General features: G+C 70.6%; 9 protein-coding genes. 5 read left to right on the forward strand and 4 right to left on the reverse strand.

Annotated elements, in window-relative coordinates; translation table 11 throughout:
* Positions 1-4: 4 nt before the first annotated feature.
* The 4 genes from IT347_09500 (at position 5) to msrA (ending at position 7,335) form a co-directional block, all read left to right on the forward strand.
* Positions 5-1,636, forward strand: coding sequence for a Tat pathway signal protein (locus IT347_09500; protein ID MCC6349809.1), 1,632 nt, complete (start codon positions 5-7; stop codon positions 1,634-1,636).
* A 52-nt stretch (positions 1,637-1,688) separates the two neighbouring features.
* Positions 1,689-5,588, forward strand: a complete 3,900-nt coding sequence (locus tag IT347_09505; GenBank protein MCC6349810.1) for a glycosyl transferase — start codon at positions 1,689-1,691, stop codon at positions 5,586-5,588.
* A 205-nt stretch (positions 5,589-5,793) separates the two neighbouring features.
* Positions 5,794-6,627, forward strand: coding sequence for a hypothetical protein (locus tag IT347_09510; GenBank protein ID MCC6349811.1), 834 nt, complete (start codon positions 5,794-5,796; stop codon positions 6,625-6,627).
* Between the two features lie 129 nt (positions 6,628-6,756).
* Positions 6,757-7,335, forward strand: a complete 579-nt coding sequence (msrA, locus tag IT347_09515; GenBank protein MCC6349812.1) for a peptide-methionine (S)-S-oxide reductase MsrA — start codon at positions 6,757-6,759, stop codon at positions 7,333-7,335.
* 21 nt (positions 7,336-7,356) lie between these two features.
* Here msrA and IT347_09520 read toward each other — a convergent pair whose 3' ends face one another.
* Complete coding sequence (locus IT347_09520; protein ID MCC6349813.1) at positions 7,357-7,806, reverse strand: DUF4920 domain-containing protein; 450 nt, start codon at positions 7,804-7,806, stop codon at positions 7,357-7,359.
* A gap of 133 nt (positions 7,807-7,939) precedes the next feature.
* Positions 7,940-8,386, reverse strand: a complete 447-nt coding sequence (locus tag IT347_09525; GenBank protein ID MCC6349814.1) for a hypothetical protein — start codon at positions 8,384-8,386, stop codon at positions 7,940-7,942.
* Between the two features lie 388 nt (positions 8,387-8,774).
* Here IT347_09525 and gdhA point away from each other — a divergent pair, with 388 nt between their 5' ends.
* Positions 8,775-10,184, forward strand: a complete 1,410-nt coding sequence (gene gdhA / locus IT347_09530; GenBank protein MCC6349815.1) for an NADP-specific glutamate dehydrogenase — start codon at positions 8,775-8,777, stop codon at positions 10,182-10,184.
* A gap of 91 nt (positions 10,185-10,275) precedes the next feature.
* Here gdhA and IT347_09535 read toward each other — a convergent pair whose 3' ends face one another.
* Positions 10,276-10,998 carry a superoxide dismutase gene (locus tag IT347_09535; protein MCC6349816.1) on the reverse strand — a complete coding sequence of 241 codons (723 nt, stop codon included), beginning with the start codon at positions 10,996-10,998 and terminating at the stop codon, positions 10,276-10,278.
* A gap of 183 nt (positions 10,999-11,181) precedes the next feature.
* Positions 11,182-13,263 carry a cation:proton antiporter gene (locus tag IT347_09540; protein MCC6349817.1) on the reverse strand — a complete coding sequence of 694 codons (2,082 nt, stop codon included), beginning with the start codon at positions 13,261-13,263 and terminating at the stop codon, positions 11,182-11,184.
* Positions 13,264-13,463: the final 200 nt, after the last annotated feature.

Raw genomic sequence — 13,463 nt, forward strand, 5'->3', positions numbered from 1 at the left:
AAACATGCGTCGCGCCGTTCTCGCACTCCTCGCCCTGCTCGCACTTCCCGGAACCGCGCGCGCGGCCATCGACGTGGCCGTGCTCGATTCGCTCCAGTACCGTGGCTTCCTTTATTTCTGGAACGAGGCCAACCCCGCGAACGGGCTGGTCAAGGATCGCAACACCCCGGGTTCGGTCAGCAGCATCGCGGCGACCGGCTTCGGCCTGAGCGCGCTGTGCATCGCGGTGGACCACGGCTGGATCACGCGCGAGGCCGCGCGCTCCCGGGTGCTGACGACGCTGCAGACCTTCTGGACCGGGCCGCAGGGTCCGGGCACCGACGGGACGATCGGGTACAAGGGCCTCTTCTATCACTGGCTCGACATGAGCACGGCCCGGCGGACGTGGAACTCGGAGCTCTCCACGATCGATACCGCGCTGTTGTTCGCCGGCATCCTCCACGCGCGCGAATATTTCTCCACCGTGGATCCCGCCGACGTCCAGATTCGCGCGCTCGCCGATTCGATCACCTGGCGTGCGGACTGGGACTGGGCGCGCAACAACGGCCCCGGGCTGACCATGGGCTGGCAGCCGGCGAGCGGCTTTCTCGGCAACCGCTGGACGGGCTACAACGAGGCGATGATCCTCTACATCCTCGCGCTCGGCTCGCCCACGCATCCCGTGCCGGCCTCGGACTGGAACTTCTGGTGCAGCTCCTACGGCTGGACCAACCCGGCGGGGGCGGACGTGGGCTACTACGTCACCTTCCCGCCGCTCTTCGGCCACCAGTACTCGCACTGCTGGATCGACTTCCGGCACATCCGCGACCCGTACATGACGTTTCGCGGCAGCACCTACTTCGAGAACTCGCGCAAGGCGACGCTCGGGCAGATCGCCTACGCGCGACTGCAGGACCGCCTGTGGCAGTTCACCGGAAATCCCGCGTACAACCTCGGCGAGAGCGACTCGCTGTGGGGCTTCACGGCCTGCGACGATCCGGTTTCGGGCTACGCCGCCCACGGCGCGCCGTCCGGGTTCGACAACGGCACGATCGCGCCGACCGCGGCCATCAGCTCGCTGCCGTTCGCGCCCGATTCGGTGTGGCGGTGCATTCTCAACATGTGGACGCACCGCAACTCGGTCTTCGAGGGCCGCGTGTATCCGTTCTACGGTCCGTACGGTTTCGGGGACGCCTTCAATCCCGTCAAGTCCCAGTGGTTCACCACCGCGGTTCTCGGCATCGACCAGGGCCCGATCGTGATGATGATCGAGAACTGGCGGAACGACATGGTGTGGGCGCGCTTCATGGGCAACGCCGACATCCAGCGCGGCCTCACCGCGGCCGGCTTCGCGCTCCTGCCCACGGGCGTGGACGATCCCCCGCTCGCCGGTGGGGGAGAGGTCCGCTTCTCGTCTCATCCGAACCCGGCGCGCGGCGCCTCGCTGCTGCGCTTCCGCCTGCCCCGCGCGGCTCGCGTGCGCATGGACGTCTACGACGCGCTCGGGCGCCACGTGGAGACGCTGGCGGACGGCGAACGCGGGCCCGGCGAGCACGAACTGAGCCTCGACGGACGCACGCTTCCCGCCGGCGTCTACCTGTGCCGGCTCGCGGTGGACGGTCAGCCGTACCTGCGCAAGGTGACGCTGCTGCCATGAGGCGCACCCTTCGCCCGTCGCACGTCCGGTTCGTCCGGCGATGAGCCTGGACATGGTGGGAGCACGCGAGGCCCCGGCCTCGGGGCCGCGCATTCGCACGCGCACGCCGGGAGGGCGCTTCCTCTCGAACGGCCGTTACACGGTGCTGCTCACGCGCGACGGCGGCGGCCGGTCGTCCGTCGCCGGCCTCGCGCTCACGCGCTGGAACGCCGACCGACTCGAGGACGCTTCGGGCCTCGTCTTCTGGGTGCGTGACCTCGCGGGCGGAGCGCCGTTCACGATCGGCGCCGGCGCGACGGCCGCGCCCGGGCACTACCACACGGCATGGCGCCCGGGCCGGTGCTCGATCGTGCGGGAGGAGGGAGGGATCTCGGCACGGCTCGACGTGTGCGTCGTCCCCGACGCCGACGCCGAACTGCGGCGGGTGATGCTGGTCAACCGGACGCAGCGCCACGTGACGCTCGAGCTGACCTCTTTCGCGGAGGTCGTGCTGCACGTTCCGGCCGCGGACGCGGCGCATCCCGCGTTCTCGAAGCTGTTCATCCAGACCGAGTACGACCCGGAAGCGAACGCGCTGCTCGCACGCCGCCGTCCGCGCGGCGCCGGTGAATCCTTCCCCTGGCTCGTGCACGCGCTGATCGAGCCGGGCCCGACCGGGTTCGAGACCGACCGTGCACGCTTCACCGGCCGCGTGGCCGCCGGCGCGCTGCCCGAAGTCCTCGCCACCGGCGCGCCGCTCTCGGGCACGACCGGCAGCGTGCTCGATCCTGTGCTCGCGCTGCGGCGCCGCGTCGAACTGGCGCCGGGCTCGCGCGCCGAGCTGACGTTCGTGCTCGGCGTCGCGGCGGACCGGAGCGGCGCGCTCGCGCTCGCCCGGCGCTGGCGGGAGGGGCGCCGGCCGGTCGGCACGTTCGCGCGCGCCGCTTCGTGCGCCCGCGAGGAACTTCGCGCGCTCGCGCTGCCGGCCCCCGCGGCCGAGTCGCTGCAGGCGCTGGCCGCGGCGGCGCTGTACGGTCACCCGGGCCTGCGCGGCGCCGGGGAGGAACTCGCCGGGCTCGCCGGTGGAGAGGACTTGAGGTCTCGTCTCGGCCTTCGCGCCGGACACCCGCTCGTGCTGGCGCGCGAGCAGGCCGGGCACGTCACGCCGCCCCTCGATGAGCTGGGCCGCGCGGCACGCTACTGGGCGGCGCTGGGGCTCGACCTCGAGGTCGCGCTCGCCCACACGGGTCGGCTCGCACACTCCGCGCCGGAGGGCGTGAAGCTGGTCGCGCTCGATGCGCTGGAAGCGGGGGAGCGCGCCTGGCTGACCGCGTCCGCGAGCGCGGTGCTCGACGCCGGGCCGGTCGCGGCCGGCGACGAAGTTCGATCCGCCGAGCGGATCGCACGCCGGATGGCCTCGCCCGCGCCGCCCCCGGCGGACGACGGGCCGAAGCACGCGTCCGAGCCGCTGCGGGAGTGGAACGGATTCGGCGGTTTCAGCGCCGACGGCCGCGAGTACGTCGTGCGCATGCCGTACCAGCCCGGCCGCGGGCATCGCCGGCCGCCCCTGCCGTGGGTCAACGTGATCGCGAACGAGCGCTTCGGCTTTCTCGTCAGCGAGTCCGGATCGGCCAACACCTGGAGCGTCAACAGCCGCGAGCACCGGCTGACGCCCTGGAACAACGACCCGCTGCTCGACCCGCACGGCGAAGCGCTGTGGCTGCGCGACGAGGACTCGGGCGCCTTCTGGTCGCCGACGCCGGGGCCCTCGCCCGCTCCGGCCGACTACGAGGCGCGCCACGGCTTCGGCTACACGATCTTCCGCCTCGAGTGCTCGGGGCTCGCGCAGGAGGTGTGCACCTTCGCCGACTCGCACTCCAGCGTGCGGGCCACGCGACTGCGGGTCACGAACCGTTCGGGCCGGCCGCGCCGGCTTTCCGCGTACGCCTACCAGCGGCTCGTGCTCGGCACGCTCGCCGGCGAAAGCGCGCGGTTCGTGACGACCGCTCACGACGAGGCCGAACGGATGCTGCTGGCGCGCAATCCCGCGGCGGGCGAGTTCGCCGGGCGTCACGCGTTCGCCGCGTGCGTCGCTCCGGAGGGCGCCACACGCGAGACCACCTGCGACCGGGAGGCGTTCCTCGGCGATCGCGGGATCGCCGTGCCGGTGGCGGTCGCCTCGGGCGACGCGCTCGACGGACGCGCGGGCCGCACGGGCGAGCCGTGCTTCGCCGAACGCGTGACCCGCACGGTGGCCCCCGGGGAGACGGTCGAGTGGTCGTTCCTGCTCGGCGACGCGGCCGACGCGGACGAAGCGCGGGCGATCGTGCGCCGCCTGCGCGGGCCGGACGCGGTCCGGCAGGCGCTCGAGGCAGCGCAGGCGTTCTGGAGGGAACTGGTCGCGGGGGTCCGCATCGAGACGCCCGCGCCGGAGCTGGATCTCATGGTCAACGGCTGGCTGGCCTACCAGACGCTGTCGTGCCGGATCTGGGGACGCACGGCCTTCTACCAGTCGGGCGGCGCGTTCGGATTCCGCGACCAGCTGCAGGACGCCAGCTCGCTGGTGGCGCTGCGCCCCGACCTCGCCCGCGCGCAGATCGTGCTGCACGCGGCCCACCAATTCCTCGAGGGTGACGTCCTGCACTGGTGGCACCCGCCGCTCTCGCGCGGCTTGCGCACCCGCTTCGCCGACGACCTGCTGTGGCTTCCGTATCTGACGGCGTTCTACGTGAAGACCACGGGCGACTGGAGCGTGCTCGACGAGCCCGCCCGCTGGCTGGTCGCGCCGCCGCTCGCCGAAGGCGAGGACGAGGTCTTCCTCGCGCCGCGCGACTCCGGCCGCACCTCCGACGTGTACGAGCACTGCTGCCGCGCCGTGGACCGCTCGCTCGTGACGGGTTCGCACGGCCTGCCGCTGTTCGGTTCGGGTGACTGGAACGACGGCATGAACCGCGTCGGCCGCGAAGGCCGGGGGGAGAGCGTGTGGATGGGCTTCTTCCTGTACGCCATCCTCGGCGACTTCGCGCCGCTCGCCGAGCGGCGCGGCGACAGCGAACGGGCGGCGCGCTACGCGGCGTGCCGCGAGCGGCTGCGCGACGCGCTCGAGGCCGGGGGCTGGGACGGCGAGTGGTACCGGCGCGCCTATTACGACGACGGGACGCCGCTCGGATCGAAGCAGGGGGACGAGTGCCGCATCGACGGCCTCGCGCAGGCCTGGGCGGTGATCTCCGGCGCAGCGCCGCTTGGGCGTGCGACGCAGGCGATGGCGGCGGCCGAACGCGAGCTGGTGGATCGCGAGGGCGGGCTCATCCGGCTGCTCACGCCGCCCTTCAAGGACACGCCGCACGATCCCGGCTACATCAAGGGCTACGTGGCCGGCGTGCGGGAGAACGGCGGGCAGTACACGCACGCGGCGCTCTGGTTCGTGAAGGCGCTGGCCGAGCTCGGTGCGCGCGACCGGACGGCGGAGCTGCTCGCGATGCTCAGCCCGGTGAGCCACGCTCGGACGCCCGAGGGCGTCGCCCGCTACCGCACGGAGCCCTACGTGATCGTCGCCGACGTCTACGGCGAGCCACCCCACGTCGGTCGCGGCGGATGGACCTGGTACACGGGCTCGGCGGGCTGGATGCTGCGGGTCGCGCTCGAGTCGCTGCTGGGGCTGAAGCGCGAGGGCGCCATCCTGAGCCTTCGGCCGTGCGTTCCGGACGAATGGCCCGGCTTCCGGCTGAGCTGGCGCGTCCCGGGCAGCGGGGAGTCGTACGAGTTCGAGGTCCGGAACCCGTCCGGCTCGGCGGCCGAAGTCGTTTCGGCCAGCCTCGATGGAGCGCCGGTGGCCGTGCACTCCGGAGAGCTGCGGCTGCCACTCGCGGGTGACGGTAAGCAGCACTGGGTCGAAGTGGAGCTGGGAGCCCGCAGGCCGTCGGGGAGGTCGCCGGACGCCCAGCCCGGAGCTGCACCGTCCAGGCCGAACTGACGCGGAAGGATGCCCCTGGAAAACTCTGTATGTAACAGTCATCAATGCATTTTCATTGGACTTTTCGTTGACCGTGCCAAGCCTCCCATGTAATCGTTTTCACCGGCAGGGACTTGCGAACGAGGCCCCCGGCGTTCGCGTGCACCAGCGAAGCCAACACAGCAGGATCCGCAGCAGTTCACCCCCACCAGGAGGAGAGGTCCCCATGAAGCGGATCGGTTACCACATCCTCGCAGCGCTGGCGCTGCTGGCGATCGCTTCGGTCGCCCAGGCGCAGACGCCGAATCCCAACGGCGTCAATTACACCCTCCGCATCTTCAACGACTGCCCCGCGTCCACGGTGACGACGGGCGGCAGCTACCCGTCGTCGTTCTACATCGACGATTCGGTGCTGCCGTGTTCCGGCTTCGCGAACCTGCACGTGTGGCGGTTCTCGGAAGACGGGGGCGCGACGCCGGCTGTCTTCCACAACAACTCGAACTTCCACTTCTGCGCCGACCTGGTGATCACCGCGAACGACGCCAACGGCGGCGAGGCGGGCATCAACATCGCGCCCTGGTGGTTCATCGCCGACGGCCGTATCAACGTCCGTGTCCCGGACGGTGAGATCGCGGCGTTCGGCGGCCGGATGCCGTTCGTGACCTGGACCAACCCGGCGGACTCGCACAACTACTGGGGCTCGGCGCTCCACTACGTCGCGGGCGAGACGATCCACCTCGAGATGAGCTACACGTCGGGCCCGACCGGTCCGTCGGCCTCGTACCCCGGGCGGGTGCAGTACTCGGTCACCTACCAGGGCAACACCTACACCACGCCGTGGCTGCTGCTCGACGAGGGCAACGTGAACGAGGATCCGCCGCACGGCCTGTGGGGCATCCTCGATCCGGCGAGCGCGGGCGGCTTCGTGCAGCCGCGTCTCGATCCGAACAACTTCAGCTCGTTCGTGCGCGCCACGTGGAGCAACGTCTGCTACGACAACCTCCAGGTCGTGCCGACGCAGAACACCTCGTGGGGTCGTGTGAAGAGCCTGTACAAGTAGTTCCTTCGCGCGCTCCGGCGCACGAAGCGGCCGCCCCCGCCCCACCGGCGGGGGCGGCTCGTTTTTTGTCGCAGCCGCGTCCGGCCCGAAAGCATCTGCAAGGTGGAGTCGCGGCTCCTTCGGCCGCGCATGACGGAATGGGGGACGGGCGTGACGAAGCACGAGGTGGCGACGCTGGCGGGTGGCTGTTTCTGGTGTCTCGAGGCCGTGTTCGAGCGGCTGAGGGGCGTCGAGTCGGTCGTCCCGGGCTACTCGGGTGGCCGCGAGGGACCCGTTCGCTACGAGGAAGTCTGCACCGGGGCGACCGGCCATGCCGAGGTCACACAGGTCACCTTTGATCCGCAGGTGCTCGGTTATCGCGATCTGCTCGAGGTGTTCTTCGCCTTCCACGACCCGACGACCCTCAATCGCCAGGGCGCTGATGTCGGCACCCAGTACCGCTCGGCGATCTTCTGGCACGACGATTCGCAGCGGGACATCGCCGAAGCGCTGGTCCGCGACCTGGCCGCCGACGGCGTCTTTCCCGCGCCCATCGTGACCGAGGTGGTTCCGCTCACCAACTTCGTGCTCGCGGAGGAGTGGCACCGGGGCTACTTCCGCCGCAACCCCGAGCAGCCCTACTGCGCGGCCGTGATCGCGCCCAAGGTGGCGAAGCTGCGCCGGAAGCTGGCGGGCCGGCTCAAGCCCGAGGGCCAGCCGGCCGGCTGATCCCGCTTCGCCCCGGCACGATCATTTCCCCGGCGAGGGCCGCAGTTCCGCGCCCTGGGTCGCGACGACGTATTCGGGTGTCGGGCAGGCGTGGCCCTCGCCCTCTTCCTCGTGGGCGTGGGCCGCCGGCTTGAGCGCGGTCACGACGCCCTGCAGCACGACGAACTGCCCTGCGCAGTCGCGGGGCAGGAGCACCGATTCGTCGAGGCTCCTGGCGAGGAAGGTCCGGCCCTTGTCGTCACGGACCCGCACCCAGCAGCCGCGGCCCTGGCAGACTTCGGCCACCGTGCCCTCGATGCGGACGGTTCGCCCGGCGAACTTGTGCGGAGCGCTCGCGAGCTTCGCGACCGGGGTGCGCTTCTTCGCGGTGACGCTCGCGCCGAAACGGGCGGGTTCGGCGCCGGCGAACGCGGCGAGGGCGAAGGCCATGGTCAGCGCCGTGGCGAGGAGTGTCGTGACGATGCGCTTCATGTGCGGACCTCGGGTGGCGGAAGATCGGTCGTACCGGCGGAACCTCGCGCGTGAGGATAGCCGGTGGGCCTCGCCGGCCCAAACGCGGCGGCCCGCGGCTGCTTCGCCGCGGGCCGTCGCATGCGTGGGCTGCCTACGCGGCGTCGGGGCGTTCCTGGCGTGCCAGGTCGTCGGCGGCCGGGCCGACCGACACCTTCTTGGTCGCGTGCTTGAGCACGTAGACGCGCAGGTTGTTGCCGCCCTCGTCGGCGGGCAGAAGGAAGAAACCGGAGCGGTCCGTCGAATAGGAGAGCGTGTAGCCGCAGATGATCTCGCCATCCTTGAACTGCACCGCGATCTTCTTGCCGAGGCTCGGGCCGACGCTGGGCGTGTAGCCGGGCAGGTCCTCGCGCGCGGAGTCGCCGGCGAAATCCTTGACGAAGAACACGGCCTTGAGTTGCGCGCAGCGGACCTCCTGCGAGCGCGGGTTCCCCAGCGCCGACAGGTGGAACGTCGGGCGGTTCGGGAAGAAGTCCTCGGTCGTTCCCTTCAGCGTGGTGCCGTCGAGGAAACGCGCGACGACCCGATTGACCTCGCTCATGCGAGCCTCCAGTGCTGGCGTGCGGCCGGGAACGCGCCGGGCGGGCGTTCCCCGTACGCCGTCGCTCATCGGCCCTTCCCGCTTTCACCTTCACCTCGAACTTCGGGGATGCCGCAGGCGGGGGTGCGGGAGCCCGGCGACCGCCCGCGATCGGCCCCCCCCCCAGTCGCCGTGCGGGAACCGATCCGCCCCGCTTCCGCCGGCGTCCGGGCCGCGGGTGGGAATCCGTTGTCGGGCGGCCCTCGTATCAGGCACTCTCGCGTTGCTATCGCCCCGTCCGGGGCCGATCGCGCCGGGTCTCCGCGGGGCGGACGACGCGGTCCCCGGAAGGGCCCGCGCGCGAAGCGAGGCAGCTGGCTGGAATCGATCCCGAAAGGAGCGATTCGACATGGGTGTTTCCGACGTGAAGGCAGGCAGCGGGCCCAGGGGCATCTCCACGAAGGACTACCTCGTCAGCGTCATCGCCACCGTCAGGGCCAAGAACCCCGCCGAGCCCGAGTTCCACCAGGCCGTCGGGGAAGTGGTCGAGTCGCTGGGGCTGGTGCTCGAGCGTCATCGCGAGTACCGGGACGCTCGCATCCTCGAGCGGCTCGTCGAGCCGGAGCGTGTCGTCATGTTCCGGGTGCCGTGGCTGGACGACCGCAACGAGATCCACGTGAATCGCGGGTTCCGGATCGAGATGAACAGCGCCATCGGGCCCTACAAGGGCGGCCTGCGCTTCCACCCCTCGGTCAATCTCGGGATCCTCAAGTTCCTCGCCTTCGAGCAGGTGTTCAAGAACTCGCTGACCACGCTTCCCATGGGCGGCGGCAAGGGCGGATCGGACTTCGATCCGAAGGGCAAGAGCGACTCCGAGGTCATGCGGTTCTGCCAGAGCTTCATGACCGAGCTGGCAAGGCATATCGGCCCGGACACCGATGTGCCGGCCGGCGACATCGGCGTCGGCGGCCGGGAGATCGGCTTCCTGTTCGGCCAGTACAAGCGTCTGCGGAACGAGTTCACCGGCGTGCTCACGGGCAAGGGCGTCAACTGGGGCGGCTCGCTGATCCGCCCGGAGGCGACGGGCTACGGAACGGTCTACTTCGCCGACGAGATGATCAAGACCCGCCGGCAATCGCTCGAGGGCAAGGTGTGCCTCGTCTCGGGCAGCGGAAACGTGTCGCAGTACACCGTCGAGAAACTGCTCGACCTCGGCGCCCGGCCCGTTTCGCTGTCGGACTCCGACGGGCTGCTCCACGATCCGGACGGAATCGACCGCGAGAAGCTGGCGTGGGTGATGGAGCTGAAGAATGTCCGGCGCGGACGGATCCAGGAGTACGCGAGCCGCTTCAAGGGCGCGACCTTCACTCCGGCCGACCCGCTCGCGGCCTCCAGCCCGCTGTGGAGCATCCCGGCCGACTGCGCGTTTCCGTGCGCGACGCAGAACGAGATCAACGCGCGCGACGCTGCGAATCTCGTGCGCAACGGCGTCCTGCTGGTGGCCGAGGGCGCGAACATGCCGAGCACGCTCGAAGCCACGCGGGTTTTCCTCGAAGCCGGCGTCCTCTACGGGCCGGCCAAGGCCGCCAACGCGGGAGGCGTGGCCACCTCGGGGCTCGAGATGGCGCAGAACAGCATGCGGATGGGCTGGTCGCGCGCCGAGGTGGACGACCGGCTGCACCAGATCATGGTGAGCATCCACGCCAGCGCCTTCCAGACGGCGGAGAAGTTCGGCACCCCGGGAAATCTCGTGAACGGCGCGAACATCGCCGGCTTTCTCAAGGTGGCGGACGCCATGCTGGATCAGGGGCTCGTCTGAAGCGCGCACGGCCCGGCTCCATGGCCGCCGCGCCCGATGCGCCGCGCGCGGGCGACGCGCCCGGGAAGCACGACCTCCGCGTGCGGGGGCCTCAGCCCTTGCGCGCCTCGCGATAGCGGCCCGAGATCGCGTCCCAGTCCACGACCGACGCGAACGCGGTCACGTATTCCGCCCTGCGGTTCTGATACTTGAGGTAGTAGGCGTGTTCCCAGACGTCGAGCCCGAGGAGGGGCACGGCGCCGCCACTGAGGGGTGAGTCCTGGTTCGCGGTCGTCAGCACGCGGACCGCCCCGCCCGGATCGGCCACGAGCCACGCCCAGCCGCTCCCGAAGACGCTGGCCGCGGCGGCATCGAACTTCGAGTGGAAATCCTCGAACGTGCCGAACGCCCGCTCGATCGCCGTCGCCAGTTCACCCGACGGCCGGCGCGCGCCATCGCGCCCGAGTTGCGTCCAGAAGAGCGAATGGTTCGCGTGCCCGCCGCCCTGATTGCGCACCGCGCCGCGAAGGTCCTCGGGGACCTGCGCGAGGTCGCGCAGCAGTCGCTCGAGCGACCAGCCTTCGACTTCCCCGCGGCCGGCGACCGCCTTGTTGAGGTTGGCGACGTAGGCCGCGTGATGCCGGTCGTGGTGAATCCGCATGGTCTGCGCGTCGATCGCGGGTTCGAGCGCGTCGTAGGCGTAGGGCAGGGGCGGCAGCGTGAACGGCCCGCCGGGCACGGTCCGCGGCGCGGAAGCGCCGCCCGCGGCCGGCGCCGAAGCGCTCGCGAGAACGCGGGACGTCGAAAGCGGAAGCGTGGCGGCTGCGAGCGCCATGGTCCGGAGGACGTGTCGGCGATTCATGTGCGGGGCTCCTGTCGGGATGGGAGTTCGGCAAGGCGCGCGAAGTCGGCGCACGCCGCGGGTGGCGCGAGGGAATCCTGAAGGGTGACGATGCGCGTTCGATGCGCGCTCCGGCGGAAAGTCTCGCGGGGATTTCGGCAACAGGGACGCGACGAATCAGCCGGCGGGCCCGTCCGCAGGCTCGGCCCCGTGCGCGAGAAGCGTCCTGGCCGCCTCGATGGCTTCTGTCGTGCCCGCGAGCGCGAGAACATCCCCTGCCTGCAGCCTTTCGTGACCGTCGGGCACCAGCACGACATCCTCACCCCGCGAAATGGCGATGATCGTGGCCGCGGTACGGCCGCGAATCTCGAGATCCGAGAGCTCGCGTCCGACGGCGGCGTCTCCGTCCACAAGCCGAACCGGCACTGGTTCGCCGAGCCCGGGCAGCAACTTGTAGGCGCGTTCCAGGGCCCGCTCGGAGCCTTCGGGGCCTCGTAGGCGCGCGCGACGACCGAGCGCGTCCACGATCACCTCGGCGGCTGCGCGCACGTGTCCATGCAGGTTTGAGACTGAGCGCCAGAGCGCCACAAGCAGCGCGAGCAGAGAAGCTGCGAGCAGGCCGAGCCCGGTGAAGGGCGGCAGGAAGGGCTGCGTCACCGCGACGAGCGGCGCGCCGACCACGAGCACCGTGGTGAGCTGGACGGCGACGATCATGCCCCGGCGCGGGGCGGCCGCAAGATCGAGCCGTCCCGGGACGGGATCCGCAAATGCGCGACGAGACAGCTGCTGGCCCAGGGCTCTGCTCGTGCGGAAGATGCCGGTGAGGAACGGCAGCGCGAGCAGTGCCGCGGCCCCGACCACCGCCTCCTGCGCGCGCCCGGGCGCCAGGCCCGTGCGCGCGGCCAGCAATGCCGCGGCGCCGTGACCGAGTTCCGCGGTGGCGATGGCCAGCGCCGCGATCACGAGCGCGTCGATCGCCAGCACCTGCAACGTGCGCCGCATGCGCGCGCGCTCAGCTGACGTCTCGGGACGCTGCGTCAGGCTCTCGATCCAGGTGCCGTGCAGCGTCACGAACGTCTGAAGCGGGCGTGGCAGGTTGCGGTCCACCGCGGCCGCGACCGGCTCGGCGAAGCGGATGAGCCAGGGCGTGAGCAGCGTGGTCACGGCGGAGACGGCGACGATAATGGCGTAGAAGTAATCCGGCATCACGCCCGCGGCGAAGCCCGCGCTGGCGAGGATAAACGAGAACTCGCCGATCTGCGCGAGGCTCATGCCCGCCTGCAGTGCCGTTCGGATGCCGGCGCCGGTCAGAAACGCGCTCACCGAGACCGCCCCCACCTTGCCTACCACGACCAGCAGCGTGAAAATCGCGACGGCAACCCAGTGCTCCGCGACCAGCCGGGGTTCGATGAGCATTCCGACGGAGACGAAGAACACGGCTGCGAACATGTCGCGCACCGGCTCGACCAGATGCGACACGACCTTCCCCTCGCCGGACTCCTCGACGAGCGAGCCAGCGATAAACGCCCCGAGCGCGACCGAGTATCCGAACGAGCGTGCCAGCAGCGCGATCGCGAAGCAGATGCCGATGCTCGCGACGAGCGTCGTCTCCGGCCGTTTCATGCGCGCTACGAAGCGCATCAGGCGCGGAACGACGAGCATCCCTATCAACAGGACCCCGGCGAGGAACGCACCGAGGCGGACGAGCGTCTCGCTGACCGGAATCGCGGCCGGCCCGCCAGCGGACAGGGGCACGAGGATCGCGAGCATCAGGATCGAGAGCACATCCTCGACGATGAGAACACCGAACACCAGGTCCACCACCCGTCCCTGGACCTTCTGGTCGAGGAACGCCTTGATGATGATCGTCGTGGAGGACACGGCGATGACCGCGCCCGCGAAGATGCTCTGAAGCACACTCCAGCCGAACAGCCGCCCCGCCGTGTAGCCGAGTCCCAGCATGAGGGTGCTCTGGAGCACGGCGACGATGAGAACCGGCCAGCCGGCGCCGACCAGCCGCCGCAGGCTGAACTCGAGCCCGAGCGCAAACATGAGCAGGATGATGCCGAGCTCGGAGAGTGTGTGCACCGTGGCCGAGTCGGCGACGAGCGGGATTGGCACGTGCGGGCCGACGATCAGGCCGGCGAGCATGTAACCGAAGACCACCGGCTGGCGCAGGCGCTGGAACACCACCGTCGTGACGGCTGCGACGCCGAGAACGACAGCGAGCGTTCGCAGGAAGTCGGGAGCGTCGTGCATTGGCCTCGCGATCCTCATGTGTAGTTCGGCGGCGTGGAAACCATCGCAGACTAGCGCGGCCCGTCGCGGAACCGCCAGCCGCCGGAGCAGCGCCGCACCCGGGGACGGTCGAGTCCGGAGGGCCTGGGGGGATGTTCGTTCCGCCTCGCGGACTCGTTTACCCGTTGCGGAGGTGGGGCCGCGCCCGGCACGCCTCTTCG

This window comes from Candidatus Eisenbacteria bacterium, from assembly GCA_020847735.1.
Classification (GTDB): domain Bacteria; phylum Eisenbacteria; class RBG-16-71-46; order RBG-16-71-46; family RBG-16-71-46; genus CAIXRL01.